This window comes from Pseudomonas sp. Mb7 (assembly GCF_054790525.1).
Genome location: NZ_CP186501.1, coordinates 3,881,497 through 3,905,663, shown reverse-complemented (window position 1 = coordinate 3,905,663; position 24,167 = coordinate 3,881,497). Strand labels below are relative to the sequence as shown.

Genomic DNA, 24,167 nt, shown 5'->3' with positions numbered 1-24,167 from the left:
TAACCCTCTCCCAGAGGGAGAGGGGACTGACCGAGGTGTTCTTTCGAGGTACACCGACCTGAAACTTCGAGTCGAACTCCGGCCTTGAAACACACGGAGATCTGCTCCCTTTCCCCCTCGCCCCCTCGGGGAGAGGGCTGGGGTGAGGGGGTTGGATCTAGAGTCCACCACAAAAAATCGAGGCATAAAAAAGCCCCGTCTGAATAATCGGGCGGGGCTTTTTATTGGCTTTGGAAATTACACGCGTGGTTTAGGCTCGTGTTCTTTTTCCTCGGCCTCTTGGTGCTGCTCGACCGCGTCCTGAACGGAGCGTGGTGCTTCAGCAATCACCGACTCAACCACAGCTTCTTCAGTCACCGGGGCAGGCGCTGCCTCGACCACTTCAGCAACCACGGCTGGCTCGGCAGCGACTGGCGCAGCAGCGGCAGCCAGTTCAGCTTCCTTCTGCAGACGCTCTTCTTCACGCTTGCGACGACGCACTTCACGTGGGTCGTTTGGCGCGCGGCCGCTTGGCGTCAGAGCGCTGACCGGTGCTGCAGCTTCAACCACAGGGGCTGGCGCTTCGGTCACCACGGGGGCTGCGACAACCGGTGCTTCAACGACAGGTGCTGGTTCGGCAGCCTTACGTTCTTCAAACACTGGGGTTTCGAACACTGGCGCTTCAACAACCGGTGCTTCCACCACTGGCGCTGGGGTTTCAGCAACAGTCGGCTCGGCAACCCAGTTGAAGGCAGTCTGCTCTTCGCGAACTTCACGTACGCTTTCGGTTACGGTTTCTGCGACGGTTTCTACCACCGGCTCCGCAGCCACAACTGGCGCTGGCTCTACCTGAGGCAGGGTCTCTTGAACCGGTGCCACTTCGACTTCCGGAGCAGCAACCACTTCTACTGGAGTAGTCGCTTCAACAACCGGCGCTTCCACTGGAGCGGTTTCCTGAACAGCCGCGGTGGCGCGTTCAGCTTGCTCGTGGGCTTGTGCTTCAGCCGGTGCACTGATCACGGTGCTGGCAACAGCGGCGGTCACAGCCAGGCCAGCAGCCAGATCGGCAGTGCTTGGCGCTTCAGCGTTTTCGCCGGCTTCGGATTCTTCCGAACCTTCGATCACGTTGCCGTTGGCATCACGCTGACGCTCACGACGGTTGCTGCGACGACGCTGACCGCGCGAACGACGACGTGGGCGATCGCCTTCGGCGTTCTCCGAACCGTCTTCCGGCAGTTGCTCTTCGTTGGTGTTCACTTCTTCTTCAGCGACGGCAGCAGCGGCCTGTTCGGCACGCGGTTGACGCTCTTCACGTGGCGGACGCGGTGCGCGTTCTTCACGGGGCTGACGGGTCGGGCGTTCTTCAGCGGTAACGGCAACGTCAGCAGCAGCGGCTGGAACGGCGTCCAGTGGCTCGCGCAGTTCACGCACACGCTCTTCACGCTCGCCGCGTGGCTTGCGGTCTTCGCGCGGTGCACGTGGTGCACGTTCTTCACGCGGAGCGCGTGGTGCACGTTCTTCGCGGGCAACTGGCGCTTCGGTACGAGCTTCACGTGGTTCGCGGACTTCACGGGCTTCACGTGGCGCGCGCTCTTCGCGCGGCTCGCGTGGCGCACGTTCTTCACGTGGAGCACGTTCTTCGCGTGGCTTGCGTTCTTCATCGCGGCGACCATTACGGTTGCGGCTCTGCTGACGACCGTTGCGACGCTCTTCGTTGCGGGCCGGACGTTCGGTGGCTGGTTTTTCAACCACAACCGGAGCGGCTGGTTCTTCTTTGGTGGCGAACAGGCTGACCAGCGATTTCACCAGACCTTTGAACAGGCTTGGCTCTGGTGCAGCGACTGGAGCTGGTGCAGCAGCGGCCGGGGCGGCGACTTCGGTCGGAACCGGAGCGTTGGCACGTGCCGGAGCAGTCTTGACCGCAGCTTCCTGGCGAACCAGGGTGCGGGTCGCAGCGGCTGGCTGGACTTCTTCGACTTCGGCAGCGGCAGCTGCGATTTCGTAGCTGGACTGGTTGGTCGCAGCTTCCGGGCTGTCGTCACGCAGGCGCTGAACTTCGAAATGCGGGGTTTCGAGGTGGTCGTTCGGCAGAATGATGATGCGAGCACGGGTGCGCAGTTCGATCTTGGTGATCGAGTTGCGTTTTTCGTTGAGCAGGAACGCGGCGACCGGGATCGGCACCTGGGCGCGCACTTCGGCGGTGCGGTCTTTCAGGGCTTCTTCTTCGATCAGGCGCAGGATCGCCAGCGACAGCGATTCAACGTCACGGATGATGCCGGTGCCGTTGCAACGCGGGCAAACGATACCGCTGCTTTCGCCCAGGGATGGACGCAGGCGCTGACGGGACATTTCCAGCAGGCCGAAGCGCGAGATGCGACCGATCTGCACGCGGGCACGGTCGGCTTCCAGGCATTCGCGGACTTTCTCTTCCACGGCGCGCTGGTTCTTGGCAGGGGTCATGTCGATGAAGTCGATGACGATCAGGCCGCCGATGTCGCGCAGGCGCAACTGACGGGCGATTTCTTCGGCAGCTTCAAGGTTGGTCTGCAGAGCGGTTTCTTCGATGTCGCTGCCTTTGGTGGCGCGCGCCGAGTTGATGTCGATCGACACCAGGGCTTCGGTCGGATCGATAACGATGGAGCCGCCGGAAGGCAGTTCAACGACGCGCTGGAAAGCGGTCTCGATCTGGCTTTCGATCTGGAAACGGTTGAACAGCGGCACGCTGTCTTCGTACAGCTTGATCTTGCTGGCGTATTGCGGCATCACCTGGCGTATGAAGGTCAGGGCTTCGTCCTGGGCTTCAACGCTGTCGATCAGCACTTCGCCGATGTCCTGGCGCAGGTAATCGCGGATGGCGCGGATGATCACGTTGCTTTCCTGGTAGATCAGGAATGGCGCGGAGCGATCCAGCGAGGCTTCTTTGATGGCGGTCCACAGTTGCAGCAGGTAGTCGAGGTCCCACTGCATTTCTTCGCTGCTGCGGCCAAGGCCGGCAGTGCGCACGATCAGACCCATGTCGGCTGGTGCGACCAGACCGTTCAGCGCTTCACGCAGTTCGTTGCGCTCTTCGCCTTCGATGCGACGGGAGATACCGCCGGCACGCGGGTTGTTCGGCATCAGCACGAGGTAACGACCGGCCAGGCTGATGAAGGTGGTCAGGGCTGCGCCCTTGTTGCCACGTTCTTCTTTTTCGACCTGAACGATGACTTCCTGGCCTTCGCTCAGGACGTCCTTGATGTTGACGCGGCCTTCAGGGGCTTTCTTGAAGTATTCGCGGGAGATTTCTTTGAGGGGCAGGAAGCCGTGGCGCTCGGAGCCGAAATCGACAAAGGCAGCCTCAAGGCTTGGTTCGATGCGAGTGATGCGGCCTTTATAGATGTTGGCCTTCTTCTGCTCGCGTGCACCGGATTCGATGTCCAGGTCGTAGAGGCGTTGGCCATCTACCAGTGCAACACGCAACTCTTCGGGTTGAGTTGCGTTAATCAGCATTCTTTTCATGTAGTACCGTCGGTTTCCGGGCTGCCGGAAACGGCGTTCGGCACACACGACTTCTCACGGTCGGTGTCAGGTGCGTCGGGAGTGGTTGGCCATTCCCGTGTCCAGCGATATGCGGCCAATTGGGCCGATATAGCGACGTACGCGTCCTGCTTGCTGTGGCTACTTAAGCACTCAGTCAGGAGGAGGAATCAACCAGCGGCTGTGGACGAGATGAAGCGTCTTGATAAAGCCTATTGCTACACAGTCCAGCGGTTGTGCATCTCCACCCTACACGTATCCCTGATAATTCGGGTGCTGCCGCGCGCAGAATCCGCAGCGGGTTGGCATTTACCGTGAGCTCCGAAAGGGGAGGTCACGCATCATGGCTAATTCAGGCGTTGTTTCCGAAGCATTCGCTCGGGGTCATCTGTAGCTGACTGCACTTTGTGAACTGGCCTTGAATGTGTGCCTGTCAGGCGAGTAAAAACTCTGCTCGACGGTGTAATTCAGGCCTCATGTCACCTGCGCTTGTTACAACTGCAAACTCCACCGTTACGTAGCGAAAGCCCCGTAGGACGGCCTCGCGTCCTGGTGAATTGCGTTGGTCAGGGCCGGTTTTTGACCGTGGTTCCTCTGTCCAGGCCGCTTTTGGCGGCGTTCGCGACTATAGCAGCAATGATTAAGTGCTTCAATTCCATAAAAATTGTTATCATCCGCGGCATGACAACTACTGCCCCTTCGACTCCAGGCGTTCAATTGCTTGAAGTCTCGCCGGAGTATGCCGGCCAACGAATCGACAATTTTCTCCTCGCCCGGCTCAAAGGCGTGCCCAAGACCTTGATTTACCGCATTTTGCGTAAAGGCGAAGTGCGTGTGAACAAAGGTCGGATCAAGCCCGAATACAAGCTGCAGGCCGGTGATATCGTGCGCGTGCCGCCGGTTCGCGTGCCTGAGCGCGATGAGCCGGTGCCGCTGGCGCAGGGTCTGTTGCAGCGCCTGGAAGCTTCGATTGTCTTCGAAGACAAAGCCCTGATCGTGATCAATAAGCCCGCCGGCATTGCGGTTCACGGCGGTAGTGGCTTGAACTTCGGCGTGATCGAAGCCTTTCGTCAGTTGCGTCCCGATGCCAAAGAGCTGGAGCTGGTGCACCGTCTCGACCGTGATACCTCCGGCCTGCTGATGATCGCGAAAAAGCGCAGCATGTTGCGCCACTTGCACGAGCAATTGCGCGGCGATGGCGTCGACAAGCGCTACATGGCGCTGGTCCGCGGCAACTGGGCGACTTCGATCAAGAAAGTCAGCGCGCCATTGCTCAAGAGCAATCTGCGTTCCGGTGAGCGCATGGTCGAAGTCAATGACGAGGGCAAAGAAGCCCTGACCATGTTCAAAGTGCTGCGCCGCTTCGGTGACTTCGCCACCATGGTCGAGGCTAAACCGGTGACCGGTCGCACCCACCAGATTCGCGTGCATACCTTGCATGCCGGTCATTGCATTGCTGGCGACAGCAAGTATGGCGATGAGGATTTCACCAAGGAAATCCGTGATCTGGGCGGCAAGCGCCTGTTCCTGCACGCCTACATGCTGACCGTGCCGCTGCCCGATGGCGGCAAGCTGACCTTGCAGGCGCCGGTCGATGAAATGTGGGCCAAGACCGTGGAGCGATTGAGTGCGCCCATCTGATTACAAACTGCTGATTTTCGATTGGGACGGCACCCTGGCCGATTCCATTCATCGGATTGTCGAAGCCATGCATTCGGCGTCCGGGCGCTCCGGTTTCGAGTTGCGCGACGACTTTGCTGTCAAAGGCATTATCGGTCTGGGCTTGCCCGAGGCGATTCGCACGCTGTATCCCGAGATCAGTGACGCCGAAATGACCGCGTTTCGCGAGTATTACGCCGATCACTACATCGCCGCAGAAGCTGTGCCTTCGCCGTTGTTCGAAGGCGTAGTCGAGTCGATGGCGTCCTTTCGCGAGCAGGGTTATCACCTCGCGGTGGCGACCGGCAAGAATCGTCGCGGACTGGATCGAGTGCTCAAGGCTAATGGCTGGGAAGATTATTTCGATATCACCCGCGCTGCCGATGAAACTGCGAGCAAGCCGCACCCTCTGATGCTGGAGCAGATCCTTGCTCATTGTGGTGTGCGTCCGGAGCAGGCCTTGATGGTCGGCGATTCGTCCTTCGATCTGTTGATGGCGCGTAATGCGGGGATGGATTCGGTCGCGGTCAGTTATGGCGCGCAATCGATCGAATCGCTGCAACAATTCGAGCCACGTCTGTCGATCGACCGTTTTTCCGAATTGCATGCCTGGCTGGGGAAGCAGGCCTAATACGTTTTTGCTGGGGTGGATGGCATGACCGACGAATGGAAAGCACCGGCCAAGGCAAGTGCCGACGGCGGTGACGAAAAAAGCTGGAAGCTGTTGGAAAAGACTCTGCTGGCTGGTGTTCAGGAACAGCGTCGTTCGCGGCGTTGGGGGATTTTCTTCAAGCTGCTGACGTTTGTTTATCTGTTTGTGGCGCTGATCCTGTTCACGCCGCTGATGGACATGGAAAAGAGCGCCACGCGCGGGCCGAACTACACCGCGTTGATCGACGTCACCGGCATGATCGCCGACAAAGAGCCCGCCAGTGCCGACAACATTGTTGGCAGCCTGCGGGCGGCGTTCGAGGACAAGAAGGTCAAAGGCGTTATCCTGCGCATCAACAGTCCTGGCGGCAGTCCGGTGCAATCGGGTTATGTGTATGACGAGATCAAGCGTCTGCGCGGTCTGCATCCGGAGATCAAGCTTTACGCGGTGATTTCCGATCTGGGCGCCTCCGGTGCTTATTACATTGCCAGTGCGGCGGATCAGATCTATGCCGACAAGGCGAGTCTGGTTGGCTCGATTGGTGTGACGGCGGCCGGTTACGGCTTTGTCGGCACCATGGAGAAACTGGGTGTCGAGCGTCGCACGTACACCTCGGGCGAGCATAAGTCGTTCCTTGACCCGTTCCAGCCGCAGAAGTCTGATGAAACGGCGTTCTGGCAAACGGTGCTGGACACCACGCACAAGCAGTTCATCAACAGCGTCAAGCAGGGCCGTGGCGATCGTCTGAAAGACAAAGAGCATCCGGAGCTGTTCTCCGGGCTGGTCTGGTCGGGTGAGCAAGCGCTGCCGCTGGGCTTGATCGATGGTCTGGGCAATGCCAGTTCGGTGGCGCGTGATGTGATTGGCGAGAAAGAGCTGGTCGACTTCACTGTTCAGGAGTCGCCGTTCGATCGTTTCTCGAAGAAGCTCGGTGCCAGCGTGGCAGAGCAATTGGCGATGTGGATGGGTTTCCACGGACCTTCGTTGCGTTAGTTCGTTGTAAAGATCAAAAGATCGCAGCCTGCGGTAGCTCCTACAGAGATCGGTGTAGGAGTTGCCGCAGGCTGCGATCTTTTGCTTTAAGGCATCTGTACGCCTTCAACCAGTAGCATGTCGATCAGGCGAATCAGCGGCAGGCCGATCAGGCTGGTGGCATCAGGGCCTTCGGTAGATTGAAACAGGCTCACACCGAGGCCTTCCGCCTTGAAGCTGCCTGCGCAGTCGTAAGGCTGTTCAATGCGCAAATAGCGTTCGATGCTTGCCTGATCCAGCGTGCGCATGTGGACCGTGAACGGCACGCAATCGACCTGGCACTGGTCGGTCTGACTGTTAAGCAGCGCAAGGCCGGTCAGGAATGTCACGCTGGCGCCACTGGCGGCCATCAGTTGCTCGCGCGCCTTCTCAAAGGTGTGCGGCTTGCCGATGATCTGCTCGCCGAGCACGGCAACCTGGTCCGAGCCGATAATCAGATGGGCGGGATAGCTGTCAGCCAATGCCCGGGCTTTTTGTTCGGCGAGGCGCTTGACCAGTTCGATCGCCGATTCGCCCGGGCGGTGACTTTCATCGATATCCGGCGAGCTGCAGACGAACGGCAGGTGCAGGCGGGCGAGCAATTCCCGACGATAGGTCGAGCTTGAAGCGAGTAATAAAGGCAGCATTCGCGTCTCCTGAGGCAGGTGCGAATTCTAGCGGAGGCACGCAAGTGACGGACAGGGCACAATTTCCTTTGACATGGGTGGGTGCATCCCTATAATGCTGCGCCTATGTTGAATGACCCGATTCCACCTCACGTTGACCCGCGCAAATTGGCTGACCGTGGCACCACCCTTCAAGGTGAACTGCTGCTGGCCGATTTGAAGAGACTCTGCGACCCGCTTTCCGACGATGTCGGTACGGTGCAGGCGAAATTCGTTTTTGAACGAGATGAACGTAAATCTGTGGTGATCCACAGCTTTATCGACACCGAGGTCAAAATGGTTTGCCAGCGTTGTCTTGAGCTGGTCACCCTGCCGATCCACAGCGAATGCAGTTACGCTGTAGTGAAGGAGGGTGCGAATACCCAGTCGTTACCGAAAGGTTATGACGTGCTGGAACTGGGCGAAGATCCATTGGATCTGCAGTCACTGGTCGAGGAAGAGCTTTTGCTTGCCTTGCCTATTGTGCCTGCTCATCATCCGGAAGAATGCCAGCAGCCGGCGGGAGCAGATGAGCCCGAACCGAGCGAGGACGAGGTAACGCGGTCCAACCCGTTCAGTGTATTGGCGCAGTTAAAGCGTGACCCAAACGTTTAGGAGTTAATCAATTATGGCTGTTCAGCAGAACAAAAAATCCCGCTCTGCCCGTGACATGCGCCGTTCGCACGACGCTCTCGAGGCTAGCACCCTGTCTGTAGAAAAAACCACTGGTGAAGTTCACCTGCGTCACCACGTATCGCCAGAAGGCGTATACCGTGGCCGTAAAGTGATCGACAAGGGCGCTGACGAGTAATCACTTGTCCGCTCAAGTCATCGCGATTGACGCAATGGGCGGGGACTTCGGTCCCCGCAGCATTGTTCAGGCCAGCCTTGCTTGCCTGTCTGCTACGCCCTCGCTGCACCTGACCCTCGTCGGTCAACCCTCCCTTCTTGAAGAATTGATCCACGGCCAATCGGCTGCCGATCGCGCGCGCCTGACGATTGTTGCGGCCAGCGAAGTCATCACCATGGACGAAAAACCGACCCAGGCCTTGCGTGGCAAGCCGGACTCGTCGATGCGTGTCGCCCTTGAGCTGGTGCGTGACGGCAAGGCTCAGGCCTGTGTCAGCGCCGGCAATACCGGTGCGTTGATGGCGCTGTCACGATTCGTGCTGAAGACGCTGCCCGGTATCGATCGGCCGGCAATGGTGGCGGCTATCCCGACGCAGAAGGGTTATTGCCAGTTGCTTGATCTGGGCGCCAACGTCGATTGCAGCGCCGAGCATTTGCTGCAGTTTGCGGTAATGGGCTCGGTGGCGGCGCAGACGCTGGGCATCCATCGCCCGCGCGTCGCGCTGCTGAACATCGGCACCGAAGACATTAAGGGCAATCAGCAGGTCAAGCTGGCTGCGACGCTGTTGCAGGCTGCCCGTGGCATCAATTACATCGGCTTTATCGAAGGCGACGGTTTGTATCGCGGCGAGGCGGATGTTGTGGTGTGTGATGGTTTCGTCGGCAACATCCTGCTCAAGTCCAGCGAAGGTCTGGCGACGATGATCGCTGCGCGTATCGAGGCGCTGTTCAAAAAAAATCTGGCCTCTCGTGTCGTGGGGGCGTTGGCGTTGCCGCTGATGAAGCGTTTGCAGGCGGATCTGGCGCCGGCGCGACATAACGGCGCAAGCTTTCTCGGCTTGCAGGGTATCGTGGTGAAAAGCCACGGTTCGGCCGGTGTTCAGGGCTTTCAGAGTGCTATTTCCCGTGCGCTGATCGAGATTCAGGAAAATCTTCCCGAGCGTCTCCATGGTCGTCTGGAGGATTTGTTGTCTTAGGCGTTTTCGTCGGACAATGCTTAAATGTGACCGCCCGGTTCAAAGGGCCATCCAACTGTCAGTTTCTTGCGTCCCCAGTGGGGCGCCATTTTCCGACGACAAGATCATTAGGGGCTTGTTACATGTCTGCTTCCCTCGCATTCGTCTTTCCAGGACAAGGTTCGCAGTCCCTCGGCATGCTGGCCGAGCTGGGCGCGGAATATCCGTTGATCCTCGAAACTTTCAAAGAAGCCTCTGAGGCTCTGGGCTATGACCTGTGGGCGCTGACCCAGCAGGGCCCGGAAGAGCTGCTCAATCAAACCGATAAAACCCAACCGGCCATTCTGACCGCTTCGATCGCTCTGTGGCGTTTGTGGCTGGCGGAAGGTGGTGCGCGTCCGGCCTTTGTTGCCGGTCACAGCCTGGGTGAATACAGCGCGCTGGTTGCTGCTGGCAGCCTGACACTGGCTGATGCGGTGAAGCTCGTCGAGCGTCGCGGTCAGTTGATGCAGGAAGCTGTTCCGGCCGGGCAGGGCGGCATGGCTGCCATCCTCGGCCTGGAAGATGCCGATGTGCTGGCTGGCTGCGCCGAAGCGGCGCAAGGTGAAGTGGTCAGCGCGGTCAATTTCAACTCGCCGGGCCAAGTGGTCATTGCCGGTGCCAAGGCTGCCGTCGAGCGCGCGATCGAAGGCTGCAAGGCGCGTGGCGCCAAGCGTGCCATGCCGCTGCCGGTGAGCGTGCCGTCGCACTGCGAGCTGATGCGTCCGGCCGCTGAGCGCTTCGCCGAATCCATTGCTGCCATCGACTGGCAGGTGCCGCAGATCCCGGTGGTACAGAACGTCAGCGCACAAGTGCCGGCCGATCTGGAAACCCTCAAGCGTGATCTGCTCGAACAACTGTACAAGCCAGTGCGCTGGGTCGAGTCGGTACAGACCCTGGCCGCCAAAGGCGCGACCAATCTGGTCGAGTGCGGCCCGGGCAAAGTCCTGGCCGGCCTGAACAAACGTTGCGCCGAAGGCGTGGCGACTTCCAACCTCAATACCCCAGACGCTTTCGCTGCCGCTCGCGCAGCGCAAGCCTGAATCAGGAGAAACTTGCATGAGTCTGCAAGGTAAAGTTGCACTGGTCACCGGTGCAAGCCGCGGCATCGGCCAGGCTATCGCACTGGAGCTGGGTCGTCAGGGCGCCATCGTCATTGGCACCGCGACTTCCGCTTCGGGCGCCGAGCGTATCGCTGCGACCCTGAAGGAAAACGGTATTCAGGGCGCCGGCTTCGAACTCAATGTCACCAGCGATGAATCGGTCAGTGCAGTGCTGGCGGGTATTCAGGAACAGTTCGGTGCGCCGGTGGCAATCCTGGTCAATAATGCCGGCATCACCCGCGATAACCTGATGATGCGCATGAAAGACGACGAGTGGTACGACGTAATCGATACCAACCTGAACAGTCTGTATCGCCTGTCCAAGGGCGTTCTGCGCGGTATGACCAAGGCGCGCTGGGGTCGAATTATCAGTATTGGCTCGGTGGTGGGTGCCATGGGCAACGCAGGCCAAGTAAACTATGCAGCCGCCAAGGCCGGTCTGGAAGGTTTCAGCCGTGCAATGGCGCGTGAAGTCGGTTCGCGTTCGATTACGGTCAACTCGGTAACCCCAGGGTTTATCGACACCGATATGACGCGCGAACTGCCTGAAGCACAGCGTGAAGCCTTGCAGACGCAGATTCCGCTGGGTCGTCTGGGGCAAGCTCAAGAGATCGCGTCTGTGGTCGCTTTTCTTGCATCCGACGGTGCGGCATACGTCACTGGGGCTACAATCCCGGTGAACGGTGGGATGTACATGTAAGTAAAATGTGACGGATTGCTTCAAAAAAATGTCATACGAGCTGTCTAAAATCCGTTATAAAGCTGCAATCTATTTATAGGCAGAGGGCTGCAGGGTTTGAGGAGTGAAGCTTTCAGTTGAAAAACTGAAAAGTCTTTCTATACACTTACCCACTGGCCAGCTGCCTGAATTTGTCCATTAGGAGTGAAAACAAGGTATGAGCACCATCGAAGAGCGCGTCAAGAAAATCGTTGCCGAGCAACTGGGTGTTAAAGAAGAAGAAGTGGTCAACACTGCTTCCTTCGTAGAAGACCTGGGTGCCGACTCCCTTGACACCGTTGAGCTGGTGATGGCTCTGGAAGAGGAATTCGAGACCGAAATCCCTGACGAAGAAGCTGAGAAGATCACTACTGTACAAGCTGCAATCGACTACGTTACTAGCCACCAGGCGTAATAGTTTGTAATCGTTGTTTGCTGTCATGGAAAAACCGCACTGCCATCATGGCGTGCGGTTTTTTCTTTAGGCCTGATGCAAAATCGTCATTTGAAAAAGGAGAGTGCTGTGTCGCGTAGACGCGTCGTAGTCACCGGTATGGGTATGTTGTCGCCACTGGGCACGGATGTGCCGAGCAGTTGGCAGGGCATTCTGGCTGGCCGCAGTGGCATTGGTCTGATCGAACACACCGACCTTTCTGCCTATTCCACCCGCTTTGGCGGCTCGGTAAAGGGCTTCAATGTCGAGGAATACCTGTCGGTCAAGGAAGCGCGCAAGCTCGACCTGTTCATTCAGTACGGTCTCGCTGCCGGCTTTCAGGCTGTACGCAACGCTGGTCTGGAAGTCACCGACGCCAACCGTGAACGCATTGGCGTGGCCATGGGTTCGGGGATCGGCGGTCTGACCAACATCGAAGAAACCAGCCGTACCCTGCATGAGACGGGCCCGCGTCGAATCTCGCCATTCTTCGTACCTGGCTCGATCATCAATATGATTTCCGGTTTCCTGTCCATCCACCTGGGGGCACAGGGACCTAACTACGCCATCGCCACTGCATGTACCACCGGTACGCACTGCATCGGCATGGCGGCACGCAACATCATGTACGACGAAGCCGACGTGATGATTGCCGGCGGTGCCGAAATGGCCGCATGCGGTCTGGGCATGGGGGGCTTCGGCGCGTCCCGTGCGCTGTCGACCCGCAATGACGAACCGACCCGCGCCAGCCGTCCATGGGATAAGGGCCGTGATGGTTTCGTCCTGTCCGACGGTGCCGGTGCACTGGTTCTCGAAGAGCTGGAACACGCCAAGGCGCGCGGCGCGACCATCTATGCTGAACTCATCGGCTTTGGCACCAGTGGCGACGCGTTCCACATGACCTCGCCACCTGCCGACGGCGCCGGTGCAGCACGCTGCATCACCAACGCGCTGCGCGATGCGAAGATCAACGCCGATCAAGTGCAATACATCAACGCTCACGGTACTTCGACTTCGGCCGGCGACCTCGCCGAAGCCAATGCGATCAAGACCGTGTTCGGTGATCACGCCTACAAACTGGCAGTGAGCTCGACCAAATCGATGACCGGTCACCTGTTAGGTGCGGCGGGCGCGGTTGAAGCGATCTTCAGCGTTCTTGCGATCAACAGCCAAGTGGCACCGCCGACCATCAACCTCGATGAGCCGGATGAAGGCTGCGATCTCGATTTCGTGCCGCACACTGCGCGCAACATGGACATCGATGTCGTGCTGTCCAACTCCTTCGGTTTTGGCGGCACCAACGGCACCTTGGCGTTCCGTCGGTTCGCAGGCTGATGGACAGCTGGGTCGACGGTCAACCGGCTGACGCTCTGTCGCTGAAAGATCGCGGCCTGGCTTACGGCGACGGTCTGTTCGAGACCATCGCCGTGCGTGCTGGACAGCCGATCCTGCTGGATCGGCACCTGACGCGTCTGGCCGATGGCTGTTCGCGTCTGGCCATCGCCGCCGATATTGAACGGGTTCGCCACGAGCTGCTGAGTTATGCGGCAGCGATGGGCGAGGGTGTACTCAAGCTGATCCTCACCCGTGGCGACGGTCTGCGCGGTTATGCACCTGATCCGGCGGCGCCTGGCCGACGTATTCTGCAAGGCAATCCTCCGGCAGCTTATCCCGCTGTGCATACTGAACAAGGCATTCGCCTGTTTCCGTGCAACACGCGACTCTCCAGACAGCCTTTACTGGCTGGACTCAAACACCTCAATCGACTGGAACAAGTCATCGCCCGTGCCGAATGGCAGGACAGCGAGCACGCCGAAGGCTTGATGCTTGATCAAGCCGGTCGAGTGATCGAAGGGGTGTTCAGTAATGTGTTTCTGGTGCGCGACGGTGTATTGATCACGCCGGATCTGAAACGCTGCGGCGTTGCCGGTGTGATGCGCGCCGAAATATTGTTTCAGGCCGAGTCACTGGCCATTCCCACGCAGATCGCCGACATCAGCCTCGAACAGCTGCAATGGGCCGATGAAGTGTTTGTCTGCAACAGCGTGTATGGCGTCTGGCCGGTACGCGCCTACGCTGCACTGAGCTGGCCGGTTGGCCCGCTCACCCGTAAACTGCAAACCATTGCCCGCGCCCTACTGGATGCCTGATTTGTGAGACGTAAACTTTTGCTGCTGCTGGAAACCGGACTGGTTCTGGCAGGGCTGTTGATGGGCGCCAGCGCCTGGAAGATTCACTCCGCACTGGAACAGCCTCTGAACATCACGCAGGAAGAACTGCTGGATGTGCCGAAAGGCTCCACTCCGACCCGTACGTTCCTTTCCCTCGAAACCGATGGCGTCATCAAGGACGCATTCTGGTTGCGAGTCTATTGGCGCTTCAATCTCGCCGGTACACCGATCCATAGCGGCGAATACCGTATGCAGCCGGGCATGACCGTCAACGGTCTGATCGACTTGTGGAAGCGCGGTGAAGTGGTCCAGTACAGCCTGACGCTGGTCGAGGGCTGGAATTTCCATCAAGTGCGCGCGGCGTTGGCCAAAGACGATAAGGTCGAGCAGACCCTCAACGGTTTGAGCGACAGCGACGTCATGGCGAAGATTGGTCATAAAGGGTTGTTCCCGGAGGGCCGTTTCTTCCCGGACACTTACCGCTTTGTGCGCGGCATGTCCGATGCCGAACTGCTGAAGAAAGCCTTTGATCGCCTCGATGAAGTGCTCGCGAAAGAGTGGGAAAGTCGTTCTGCCGATGTGCCGTACAGCGAACCCTATCAAGCGCTGATCATGGCGTCGCTGGTCGAGAAGGAAACCGGTGTGCCGCAGGAACGGGGGCAGATTGCCGGCGTCTTCGTACGTCGAATGGCGCTGGGCATGCAGCTGCAAACCGACCCGACCGTCATCTATGGTCTGGGCGATCGCTACACCGGCAAGCTGACTCGGGCGCATTTGAAAGAGCCGACGCCTTACAACACCTACGTAATTCCCGGCCTGCCGCCGACACCGATTGCGATGGTCGGGCGCGAAGCAATTCATGCGGCGCTGAACCCGGTGGATGGCACCAGCCTGTACTTCGTTGCGCGTGGCGATGGCAGCCATGTGTTCTCCGATGATCTGGATGCGCACAATAATGCGGTGCGTGAGTACCAGCTCAAACGCCGTGCCGATTACCGTTCCAGCCCTGCGCCGGCGACAACGCCTGAAACCGCTCCCGCTCCTGAAGAGGCGATTCCCGCTGCCTCTCCGGATACAGCGCCGGAATCGTTGCCACAAATTGCGCCTCAGGAATCTGCGCCGGCTCCAGAAGCTGCCGCCCCACAAAACACGCAATGACTTTGATTAAGGACTGCCTGTGACTGGCTTGTTTATTACCCTGGAAGGCCCGGAAGGCGCCGGCAAAAGCACTAACCGCGAATACCTTGCCGAGCGCCTGCGCGCCGCCGGTATCGAAGTGGTGCTGACCCGCGAGCCGGGTGGCACGCCATTGGCCGAGCGGATTCGCGACGTGCTGCTGGCGCCGGCCGACGAGGTCATGAACCCGGACGCCGAGTTGTTGCTGGTATTCGCCGCGCGCGCTCAGCACCTGGCTGAAGTGATTCGACCGGCGCTGGCCCGGGGGGCGGTAGTGCTTTGTGATCGTTTCACCGATTCGACTTACGCCTATCAGGGCGGCGGTCGCGGTTTGTCGCTGGAGCGCATCGCCACACTGGAAACTTTCGTGCAGGGCGACCTGCGTCCGGATCTGACGCTGATTTTCGATCTGCCGGTAGAAATCGGCCTGGCCCGCGCCAGTGCCCGTGGCCGTCTGGATCGTTTCGAACTGGAAGGCCGGGCGTTTTTCGAGGCTGTACGCAATGCGTTTCTGAAGCGCGCCGAAGCCGATCCCGCGCGCTATGTGCGCATCGATGCCGGTCAGCCACTGGCCAAGGTTCAACAATCGCTGGATACCCTGATTCCGAATTTGCTGGAGCTGGCCCGTGGCTGAGGCCTATCCATGGCAGGACAGCCTCTGGCAGCAACTGGCCGGGCGTAAACAGCACGCCCACGCCTATCTACTGCATGGCCCGGCCGGCATCGGCAAACGTGCGCTGGCCGAACGCTTGATGGCCAGCCTGTTGTGCCAGCGGCCGACGCCGCAAGCCTGCGGCGAGTGCAAATCCTGCCTGCTGCTCAAGGCCGGCAGTCACCCCGATAATTACATTCTCGAACCGGAAGAAGCCGATAAGGCGATCAAGGTCGATCAGGTCCGCGATCTGGTCAGCTTCGTGGTGCAGACCGCGCAACTGGGCGGGCGCAAAGTGGTGCTGATCGAGCCGGTCGAGTCGATGAACATCAATGCCGCCAACGCCTTGCTCAAGAGCCTTGAAGAGCCTTCCGGCGATACCGTTCTGCTGTTGGTCAGCCACCAGACCAGCCGCTTGCTGCCAACGATCAAGAGCCGTTGCGTGCAGCAGGCCTGTCCGCTGCCGGGCGAGGCGATGAGCCTGCAATGGCTGGCTCAGGCGCTGCCGGACTGCTCCGAAGACGAACGTGTCGAACTGCTGACGCTGGCCGCCGGCTCGCCGTTGATGGCCGTCAGTCTGCAATCCCAGGGCGTGCGCGAGCAGCGCGCGCAAGTGGTCGAAGGCGTGAAGAAGTTGCTCAAGCAGCAGCAATCGCCGACGCAACTGGCTGAGGAGTGGAAAAGCATTCCGATGCTGCGTCTGTTTGACTGGTTCTGCGATTGGTCGAGCCTGATCCTGCGTTATCAACTGACTCAGGATGAAGCCGGCCTCGGCCTGACCGACATGCGCAAAGTCGTGCAGTACCTGGCGCAGAAAAGTGCGCAAGGCAAAGTCCTCGAGATTCAGGACTGGATTCTCGCCCAGCGGCAGAAGGTCATGAGCAAAGCCAACCTCAATCCGGCCTTGCTGCTGGAAGCGTTGTTGGTGCAATGGGCGGGATTGCCTGGTCAAAGATAAGAATGTGTACCTAGACTCTGAACATCAGCAGTGGAGGTCAACATGAATGAATCCGTCAGCCCAGGGCCGCGCAACGGCATTTTGTCCCTGAACATCAAGGACAAGTCGGTGCTCTACGCCGCTTATATGCCGTTTATCAAGAACGGTGGCTTGTTCATCCCGACCAACAAGAGTTACCGGTTGGGCGATGAGGTGTTCATGCTGCTCAACCTGATGGACGAGGCCGAGAAGATCCCGGTGGCCGGCAAGGTCGCGTGGATCACCCCCAAAGGGGCGCAAGGCAATCGTGCTGCCGGTGTCGGCGTACAGTTCAACGATGGCGACAACACGGCGCGCAGTCGCATCGAAACCCATCTGGCCGGAGCGCTTAAATCCGACCGTCCCACTCATACGATGTAAGTAGCCGTCTTTTTATGCTTGTAGATTCCCATTGTCACCTTGATCGCCTCGACCTCGCCGCCCATGACGGCTCGCTGGATGCTGCACTGGATGCGGCCCGTGAGCGCGGAGTAGGGCACTTCTTGTGCATCGGCGTGAGTGCCGATAACGCCGCCGACGTCAAAGCCCTGGCTGAGCGTTATGACGATGTCGATTGTTCGGTCGGCGTGCATCCGCTCGATGTACAACCCGGTGCGGCGCCAGCGCTGGACTGGCTGTTGCACGAACTCAATCACCCGAAAGTCGTGGCGATCGGTGAGACCGGCCTCGATTATCACTATGAGCCGGAAGCTGCCGAACTGCAGCAGGAGTCATTTCGTCTGCACCTGCAAGCGGCGCAGCAGACCGGCAAACCGGTGATCATCCACACCCGTGGCGCGCGTGCCGATACCCTTGAATTGCTGCGCGAAGCGGCGTTGCCTCAGGCCGGTGTGCTGCATTGCTTCACCGAAGACTGGGACATGGCCAAGGCTGCACTGGACATGGGTTATTACATTTCCCTGTCGGGTATTGTCACGTTCCGCAATGCTGATGCGTTGCGCGACGTCGCGAGCAAGGTCCCTGCGGATCGCTTGCTGGTGGAAACCGATTCACCGTATCTGGCACCGATCCCTTATCGCGGCAAGCCGAACCTGCCGCAGTACGTGCGCGAAGTGGCGGAATTCCTGGCGATGTTGCGCGGAGAGAACTACGAACATTTTGCTGAGCAGACCACCGAAAACTTCAAGCGTCTGTTCCCGCTGGCCAGTGTTAAATCTGCCCTGTAGGCCTTAGCCAAATCGCAGGCAAAAAAAACCCGGGTTCTGGGGGGTGAATCCGGGTTAAGACCATTAGGAGTAAAACAAAGGCACGCGGTCCCTTGGTACCTTTATCGGCGCGACACTTGGGGGAGATGTCGCCCGACAGTTCAAGTATTGATCAGTCTGGCGTGCAGTCCAGTTAGCCGGTCGGGGTTTTTAAACAAATTTGGAATACGTTCGCTTCAGTTGAGTTCTCATTGCGCCCAAAACGTTCTCAAAATGAACATGAAACACAGATATGGTCGGATGATCCGTGCATTTTTGCGCAAGTTAGGCATAATACGCGGCTTCGAATTTTGACCCTTCAGACCTTTTCTTATGCACAAAGAACCTCGTAAGGTCCGTGAGTTTCGTCGCCGCGAGCAAGAAATTCTCGATACCGCGCTCAAGCTGTTCCTCGACCAAGGTGAAGACAGTGTCACCGTCGAGATGATTGCTGATGCCGTGGGTATCGGCAAAGGCACGATCTATAAGCACTTCAAATCCAAGGCCGAGATCTATCTGCGCCTCATGCTTGATTACGAGCGCGATTTGAACGAGCTGCTGCATTCGGCCGATGTCGACAAGGACAAGGAAGCGCTGTCCCGCGCCTACTTCGAATTCCGCATGCGCGACCCGCAGCGTTATCGCCTGTTCGACCGTCTCGAAGAGAAGGTCGTCAAAGGCAATCAGGTGCCGGAAATGGTCGAGGAGTTGCACAAGATCCGTGCCTCGAACTTCGAACGCCTGACCTTGCTGATCAAGGGCCGTATCAGCGAAGGCAAGCTCGAAGACGTGCCGCCATACTTCCACTACTGCGCCTCCTGGGCGCTGGTGCACGGCGCTGTTGCGCTGTATCACTCGCCGTTCTGGAGCAATGTGCTGGAAGATCAGGAAGGTTTCTTCCAGTTCCTGATGGACATTGGCGTGCGCATGGGCAACAAACGCAAGCGTGACCCGGAAACGCCAAGCAGCTGAGCCATTCAGCCGCCTTATTGCGCCATGATTTCGCTACATGACGCAGTAACGCAGGAATATACTCAGGCATAGGGCTTGCTAAAACTTGATTTGTGAGTCAAGTTTTAGCGGCTCGATTTTCTATCGCCGGAGTGATCATGATCGTTGACCGTCAAGGCAGGCGTTTTCGCAATTTGCGGATCAGTCTGACTTCAGCCTGCAATTACGCGTGTACCTACTGCGTGCCGAACGGCAAGCGGTTGGTGGCTGCGCAGGATGAACTGTCGGCCGAAGCCATGGCGCGTGGCGTGGCGTATCTGATCGAAGCCGCCGGCATCGAGCGGCTGCGAATTACCGGTGGCGAGCCGCTGGTCAGCCCCAAACTCGAATCGTTCATGACCGCTGTCGGCAAGATGGGCCTGGAAGACATCAGTCTGACCACCAACGGTCAACTCCTCGCAAAAAAACTGCCGCTGCTGGTGGATGCCGGTCTGCGCCGGATCAACGTGTCCCTCGATACCCTCGACGCCGCTGCTTTCCGCAGCATCGCCCGTGGCGGCGATCTGGCCACGGTGCTCGACGGCATGGATCAAGCGGCAGCGGCGGGGATGAAGATCAAGGTCAACATGGTGCCATTGCGCGGGCAGAACCTCGACCAGGTGATGCCGCTGCTGGATTACTGCCTGGAGCGCGGATACGAACTGCGCTTTATCGAGCTGATGCGCATGGGCCATCTGGCCAAGGACTCCAATGCGTTCCTGCAACAGTTCGTCAGCCTGCAGCAATTGCTGCAGCTGATTGGCGAACGTTACGAGTACGCGCAAACCGACGCGCCAGTTGACGCTACGGCGGTGCGCTATGCGATTCCTGGCCTGGGCAACTTTGGCGTGATCGCCAACGAAAGCGTGCCGTTCTGCCGGACCTGCTCGCGCTTGCGCCTGTCGTCGACCGGTTGGCTGCATGGCTGCCTGTCGTCGAGCAACCGTCACTATGTCGGCGATTTGCTCGACAAGCCGCGCCATCAAGCACTGCCGGCGCTCCAGCGTTTGCTGGTCAAAGCGTTGGGCGACAAGCAGGAAGTGGCGTTCTCTGGCGGCGCGACAGTGATGAAAATTATCGGCGGCTGATCAACCGCTTTCGCGAGCAGGCTCGCTCCCACCTTGGAATGCATTCCACTGGTGGGAGCGAGCCTGCTCGCGAATACGATCTAACAATCAACGAAGAACCAGAGCTGGCGCAAAAGCTGCATCCAACGGCCATTCGCCGGTTTTCCGTCACCGGCCTCTGGAGGAATAGGATGCGTAGCCTGGTTTTGCTGCTGGCCGTTTTGGCGCTTGGCGGCTGTATGACTGTCAGCGATATGGCCGAAGGCACTCGCTACCAGATGAGCGACGCGGGCTTGCTGGATCACAGCGACAGCCGTCGCGTGAACAATTTCCGCATTCAGCCGGACTCGTTCATCTACATCGCCCAAGGCGCGTTCGCACCGCCGGGCGGTTCCTACCCGCGCCCGAACGTGGTGGCCGAAGAAGCCTTCAAAGGCTTCGTCGAGTACTTCCCGATGGTCCGCCGTGCTCGCGCGCCGGAAGGCCTCGATCAGGCGATGGGTGAAGCTCGTGATGCCGGTGCGCACTATCTGCTGTACACGCGTTTCGCCAAGGCTGACGACCGCATCGGCAACTCCGATGAGTGGCTCGATGAAGAAGCGGTGGATCGCCTCGGCATCGACGGCGGCGTGATTCAGATCATGTTGATCGAGACCAGCACCCAGTATTTGATTGATACTGCACGGATCAAGAGTCGTGGCGGTTTACTGACGTTCCACGACAGCAAGCCCGAAGACCTGATCGGCCCGCCGCTGGCACAGTACGCGCGCAGCCTGTTGGGAGTCGGCGACCAATAATTCAAGGAGAACGCCATGAGTGGCCCGCAAAAAGCCAATGACCTGTTGGGACAGATCCCGAAAACCAAAGGCTTGCCGCCGGTGCACTTGTGGAATCCGGACTTCTGCGGCGATATCGACATGCGCATCGCCCGCGACGGCACCTGGTATTACCTGGGCACGCCGATCGGGCGCAAGCCGATGGTCAAATTGTTCTCCACGATCATGCGCCGCGACGGCGATGATTACTTCCTGATTACCCCGGTCGAGAAGGTCGGGATCAAGGTCGACGACGCGCCGTTTGTGGCGATTGCGGTCGAGGTTGAAGGCGAAGGGGAGGCGCAGCTGTTGCGCTTTACCACCAACGTTGATGAAACCGCTGAGGCCGGGCCGGAGCATCCGATCCGCGTCGAGATTGATCCCACGACCCAAGAGCCGGCGCCTTACGTGCATGTGCGTACCAATCTTGAAGCGCTGATTCATCGCAATGTGTTCTATCAACTGGTGGAACTGGCGGTGAGCCGTGAAATCGACGGGCAGCGTTGGCTCGGTGTATGGAGCGGCGGAGAGTTCTTCCGCATCGGCCTCGAACCTTAAAAGATTGCAGCCTTCGGCAGCTCCTACATGGCTTACACCTGTAGGAGCTGCCGAAGGCTGCGATCTTTTTTGTCGTTGACAGCTAATCGTATGATGATTAGCTTGATCACCCATCGCGACCCGCTTTGAGGTGTTCATGTCCAGCAGCTTTCACGCATCCACGGTCGACTGGCTGGGCAGCTGGATCGCCGCTGGCCAGGTCAAGCCGGGGCAGACCATCAAGGTCGAGGCCGATCTGGGTGAACAGCTCGGCGTCAGTCGCACGGTTATTCGCGAAGCAATCAAAACCCTCGTCGCCAAAGGCATGCTCGAAGTCGGGCCGAAAGTCGGCACCCGCGTGCTGCCGGTGCGGCGCTGGAACCTGTTCGATCCGCAAGTGGTCGGTTGGCTGTCGCGCAACGGCCTGCCGGAAAATTTTGTCGATGACTTGCTTGACCTGCGCCGCACCATCGAACCGATGGCCGTGCGCTGGGCATGTGAGCGGGCGACGCTGGACCAGATCGAAGCGGTGCAACTGGCTTACAACGCCCTCGAGCGCGCGGTCGACAGCGGCACCGATTACAACCGCGCCGACCAGTTCTTCCACGAATGCATCCTCGCGGCCAGCCACAATCAATTCATTGAACAAATGGTTCCGGCGCTCGGTGCGTTGCTGGCGGTATCGTTCGAAGTCTCCGCCGCTGATCCCGATGAACTACGCCGTACGCTGCCGATTCACAAAGACATGGCGGATGCCATTGCCGCCCGCGATTCAGCGCGCGGCGTGTGGGCGTGCATGACCCTGATCGACAACGCCGACCTGGCAATCAAACGTTTTTACCCGAAAGTCATGGCCGACAAAAAAGCCGGCTAACACCCAGATCCCCTGTAGGAGTGAGCCTGCTCGCGATAGCGGTATATCAGCCGCATTGAAGTCAACTGACACTACGCCATCGCGAGCAGGCTCACTCCTACAGAAAATCACAAGAACAATGGAGACCGTTATATGCCGTGGACCGCCCTGACCCAACACCGCGCCCGACTCGGTGAAGGCCCGTTCTGGGACGCACCGACGCAGGCGTTGTACTGGGTGGACATCGCCGGCAAACAGGCCCTGCGTCTGATCGGCCAGAACGTGCAGATCTGGCAGATGCCCGAACACGTTTCCGCGTTCATCCCCTGCGCCAGCGGCGATGCACTGGTCACCCTGAGCAGCGGCGTCTATCGCCTCGACCTAGATTCCCCGGGCCTCGAACCACGCCTGACGCTGTTCTGCGTCGCCGACCCGCAACCGGGCAATCGCCCCAACGAAGCGCGTTGCGATGCTCAGGGGCGACTGTGGCTCGGCACCATGCAAAACAACATCGGTGAGCAGGGCGAAGATCTGCCGATCACCCAGCGCTCCGGTGGCCTTTTCCGCATTGATCCGGATAAACGTGTCACGCCATTGCTGCGCGGCCTGGGCATTCCCAACACGCTGCTGTGGAGCGACGACGGCACCACTGTCCTGTTCGGTGACAGTCTCGATGACACGCTGTATCGCTATTTTATTCACGCCGACGGCAACCTTGATGTGGCCACTCCCTGGTACGGCCCTGATCAGAACGGTGGCCCGGACGGTTCAGCAATGGATGCCGAAGGCTATGTATGGAATGCCCGCTGGGACGGTAGCTGCCTGCTGCGCCTGACGCCTGACGGCAAGGTCGACCGCAGGATCGATCTGCCTGTCAGCCGCCCGACCAGTTGTGTATTCGGCGGTGAAGACCTGAAAACCCTGTTCATCACCAGCGCCCAGAGCCCGAACAACCATCCATTGGATGGCGCAGTGCTGTCGATGCGCGTGGATGTTGCAGGAAAACTCTGTACGCGGTTTGCTGGTTAAATCCCAAAATATGGGATGCAAAATTATATATTGAGATTATTCGGCAGTCGGGTTTATAGTCGGCTCCAGCAGTAACACGCACTCACACTTAAAAAAACAAAACAGGTGAAGTGATGCAGCGAATGTCTATCGCACTCCCGTGTGGAGTCCGCGTCTCGCAACGGCCCCAAGCTGTCGCCTGCGCTTGCCTGTTTCGTTCCAACCGCCTTCCAGACCGGACATCGACAGATGCCCGGTTTTTTTGTGCTTGCGAAACAGGAGTCCTGATCCATGGCTGAACCTCTTTCCCTGCCGCCGGTGCCTGCGCCGCCGAGGGGCGAGCGTCTGAAAAACAAGGTCGTGCTGCTGACCGGCGCCGCCCAAGGCATCGGCGAAGCCATTGTTGCGGCGTTCGCCTCGCAGCAAGCGAAACTGGTGATCAGTGATATTCAGGCGGAAAAAGTCGAAACGGTTGCCGTGCACTGGCGTGAGCAAGGTTACGACGTGCAAGCGCTGAAGGCGGATGTCTCGCATCAGCCCGACCTGCATGCCATGGCCAAACGCGCCGTTGAGCTGCACGGGCGCATCGATGTGCTGGTCAACTGCGCCGGGGTCAACGTGTTCTGTGATCCGCTGGTCATGACCGAAGAAGATTGGCGTCGCTGCTTCGCTATTGATCTGGACGGCGCCTGGTTCGGCTGCAAAGCGGTGCTGCCACAGATGATCGAGCAGGGCGTCGGCAGCATCATCAACATTGCTTCGACCCATTCCAGCCACATCATTCCCGGCTGCTTTCCGTACCCGGTGGCCAAACACGGTTTGCTCGGCCTGACCCGCGCGCTCGGCATTGAGTACGCCGCTAAGGGCATCCGCGTCAACGCCATCGCCCCGGGCTATATCGAGACGCAGTTGAACGTCGACTACTGGAACGGATTCGCCGACCCGCACGCCGAGCGTCAGCGCGCCTTCGATCTGCACCCGCCGAAGCGCATCGGTCAGCCGCTTGAAGTGGCGATGACCGCGGTGTTTCTGGCCAGTGATGAAGCGCCGTTCATCAATGCTGCATGCATCACCATTGATGGTGGGCGCTCGGTGATGTACCACGACTGAGCACAGTGGCTTTCACGCGGATAAATC

25 protein-coding genes are annotated in these 24,167 nt (G+C 59.0%); 23 read left to right on the top strand and 2 right to left on the bottom strand.

Going from position 1 to position 24,167, the window contains the following annotated elements; translation table 11 throughout:
- Positions 1–237: 237 nt before the first annotated feature.
- The gene (gene rne, locus ACOYXH_RS17530) at positions 238–3,477 is read right to left on the bottom strand and encodes a ribonuclease E (RefSeq protein WP_460409850.1); all 3,240 of its coding nucleotides are present in this window, start codon (positions 3,475–3,477) and stop codon (positions 238–240) included.
- A 699-nt stretch (positions 3,478–4,176) separates the two neighbouring features.
- On the opposite strand from rne, the gene rluC reads away from it, so the two are divergent.
- The 3 genes from rluC to ACOYXH_RS17515 are packed head-to-tail and all read left to right on the top strand — an operon-like array spanning position 4,177 to position 6,799.
- Positions 4,177–5,136, top strand: a complete 960-nt coding sequence (rluC, locus tag ACOYXH_RS17525) for a 23S rRNA pseudouridine(955/2504/2580) synthase RluC (protein WP_034155359.1) — start codon at positions 4,177–4,179, stop codon at positions 5,134–5,136.
- A complete protein-coding gene (locus tag ACOYXH_RS17520) occupies positions 5,123–5,785 on the top strand; it encodes an HAD-IA family hydrolase (protein WP_099756910.1) in 663 nt (220 codons plus the stop codon). Before rluC ends, ACOYXH_RS17520 begins: the two co-directional genes overlap by 14 nt.
- A gap of 24 nt (positions 5,786–5,809) precedes the next feature.
- The gene (locus tag ACOYXH_RS17515; RefSeq protein ID WP_095048615.1) at positions 5,810–6,799 is read left to right on the top strand and encodes a S49 family peptidase; all 990 of its coding nucleotides are present in this window, start codon (positions 5,810–5,812) and stop codon (positions 6,797–6,799) included.
- An 86-nt stretch (positions 6,800–6,885) separates the two neighbouring features.
- Here ACOYXH_RS17515 and ACOYXH_RS17510 read toward each other — a convergent pair whose 3' ends face one another.
- Complete coding sequence (locus ACOYXH_RS17510; protein WP_095048614.1) at positions 6,886–7,464, bottom strand: Maf family protein; 579 nt, start codon at positions 7,462–7,464, stop codon at positions 6,886–6,888.
- Between the two features lie 105 nt (positions 7,465–7,569).
- Between ACOYXH_RS17510 and ACOYXH_RS17505 the strand changes: the two genes are divergently transcribed.
- The 20 genes from ACOYXH_RS17505 (at position 7,570) to ACOYXH_RS17410 (ending at position 24,140) form a co-directional block, all read left to right on the top strand.
- A complete protein-coding gene (locus tag ACOYXH_RS17505) occupies positions 7,570–8,097 on the top strand; it encodes a YceD family protein (protein ID WP_038364482.1) in 528 nt (175 codons plus the stop codon).
- Between the two features lie 13 nt (positions 8,098–8,110).
- Positions 8,111–8,293 carry a 50S ribosomal protein L32 gene (gene rpmF / locus ACOYXH_RS17500; protein WP_003179396.1) on the top strand — a complete coding sequence of 61 codons (183 nt, stop codon included), beginning with the start codon at positions 8,111–8,113 and terminating at the stop codon, positions 8,291–8,293.
- A gap of 4 nt (positions 8,294–8,297) precedes the next feature.
- A complete protein-coding gene (plsX, locus tag ACOYXH_RS17495; protein WP_095125201.1) occupies positions 8,298–9,308 on the top strand; it encodes a phosphate acyltransferase PlsX in 1,011 nt (336 codons plus the stop codon).
- Positions 9,309–9,430: 122 nt separating this feature from the next.
- Positions 9,431–10,369, top strand: a complete 939-nt coding sequence (fabD, locus tag ACOYXH_RS17490; RefSeq protein WP_258708666.1) for an ACP S-malonyltransferase — start codon at positions 9,431–9,433, stop codon at positions 10,367–10,369.
- Between the two features lie 16 nt (positions 10,370–10,385).
- Positions 10,386–11,129, top strand: a complete 744-nt coding sequence (gene fabG / locus ACOYXH_RS17485) for a 3-oxoacyl-ACP reductase FabG (protein ID WP_034155354.1) — start codon at positions 10,386–10,388, stop codon at positions 11,127–11,129.
- Between the two features lie 196 nt (positions 11,130–11,325).
- On the top strand, positions 11,326–11,562 hold the full coding sequence (gene acpP / locus ACOYXH_RS17480; RefSeq protein ID WP_003175607.1) for an acyl carrier protein: 237 nt from the start codon (positions 11,326–11,328) through the stop codon (positions 11,560–11,562).
- A gap of 108 nt (positions 11,563–11,670) precedes the next feature.
- On the top strand, positions 11,671–12,915 hold the full coding sequence (fabF, locus tag ACOYXH_RS17475) for a beta-ketoacyl-ACP synthase II (protein ID WP_093435430.1): 1,245 nt from the start codon (positions 11,671–11,673) through the stop codon (positions 12,913–12,915).
- A complete protein-coding gene (gene pabC, locus ACOYXH_RS17470) occupies positions 12,915–13,730 on the top strand; it encodes an aminodeoxychorismate lyase (protein ID WP_258708665.1) in 816 nt (271 codons plus the stop codon). Before fabF ends, pabC begins: the two co-directional genes overlap by 1 nt.
- Positions 13,731–13,733: 3 nt before the next feature.
- The gene (gene mltG, locus ACOYXH_RS17465) at positions 13,734–14,909 is read left to right on the top strand and encodes an endolytic transglycosylase MltG (RefSeq protein ID WP_095048610.1); all 1,176 of its coding nucleotides are present in this window, start codon (positions 13,734–13,736) and stop codon (positions 14,907–14,909) included.
- A 19-nt stretch (positions 14,910–14,928) separates the two neighbouring features.
- Positions 14,929–15,561: a dTMP kinase gene (gene tmk / locus ACOYXH_RS17460; protein ID WP_095048609.1), complete on the top strand. Its 633-nt coding sequence runs from the start codon at positions 14,929–14,931 to the stop codon at positions 15,559–15,561.
- Entirely contained in the window at positions 15,554–16,537 is a 984-nt protein-coding gene (locus ACOYXH_RS17455; protein ID WP_064120369.1) for a DNA polymerase III subunit delta', read from the top strand. Before tmk ends, ACOYXH_RS17455 begins: the two co-directional genes overlap by 8 nt.
- 42 nt (positions 16,538–16,579) lie before the next feature.
- Positions 16,580–16,936 (top strand): PilZ domain-containing protein, encoded by a 357-nt coding sequence (locus tag ACOYXH_RS17450; protein WP_093435417.1) that lies wholly within the window; start codon positions 16,580–16,582, stop codon positions 16,934–16,936.
- Positions 16,937–16,950: 14 nt separating this feature from the next.
- Positions 16,951–17,742, top strand: coding sequence for a TatD family hydrolase (locus ACOYXH_RS17445; protein ID WP_095048607.1), 792 nt, complete (start codon positions 16,951–16,953; stop codon positions 17,740–17,742).
- A gap of 351 nt (positions 17,743–18,093) precedes the next feature.
- A complete protein-coding gene (locus ACOYXH_RS17440; RefSeq protein WP_007908276.1) occupies positions 18,094–18,732 on the top strand; it encodes a TetR/AcrR family transcriptional regulator in 639 nt (212 codons plus the stop codon).
- A gap of 137 nt (positions 18,733–18,869) precedes the next feature.
- A complete protein-coding gene (locus ACOYXH_RS17435) occupies positions 18,870–19,838 on the top strand; it encodes a GTP 3',8-cyclase MoaA (RefSeq protein WP_220556707.1) in 969 nt (322 codons plus the stop codon).
- A gap of 170 nt (positions 19,839–20,008) precedes the next feature.
- Positions 20,009–20,614, top strand: a complete 606-nt coding sequence (locus ACOYXH_RS17430) for a DUF4823 domain-containing protein (RefSeq protein ID WP_007908280.1) — start codon at positions 20,009–20,011, stop codon at positions 20,612–20,614.
- Positions 20,615–20,629: 15 nt separating this feature from the next.
- Positions 20,630–21,190: a DUF1285 domain-containing protein gene (locus ACOYXH_RS17425; RefSeq protein WP_053122580.1), complete on the top strand. Its 561-nt coding sequence runs from the start codon at positions 20,630–20,632 to the stop codon at positions 21,188–21,190.
- Between the two features lie 136 nt (positions 21,191–21,326).
- Entirely contained in the window at positions 21,327–22,043 is a 717-nt protein-coding gene (locus ACOYXH_RS17420) for a FadR/GntR family transcriptional regulator (RefSeq protein WP_095048605.1), read from the top strand.
- A gap of 132 nt (positions 22,044–22,175) precedes the next feature.
- Complete coding sequence (locus ACOYXH_RS17415; RefSeq protein ID WP_460065567.1) at positions 22,176–23,051, top strand: SMP-30/gluconolactonase/LRE family protein; 876 nt, start codon at positions 22,176–22,178, stop codon at positions 23,049–23,051.
- A gap of 270 nt (positions 23,052–23,321) precedes the next feature.
- Positions 23,322–24,140: an SDR family oxidoreductase gene (locus tag ACOYXH_RS17410; RefSeq protein ID WP_095048603.1), complete on the top strand. Its 819-nt coding sequence runs from the start codon at positions 23,322–23,324 to the stop codon at positions 24,138–24,140.
- Positions 24,141–24,167: the final 27 nt, after the last annotated feature.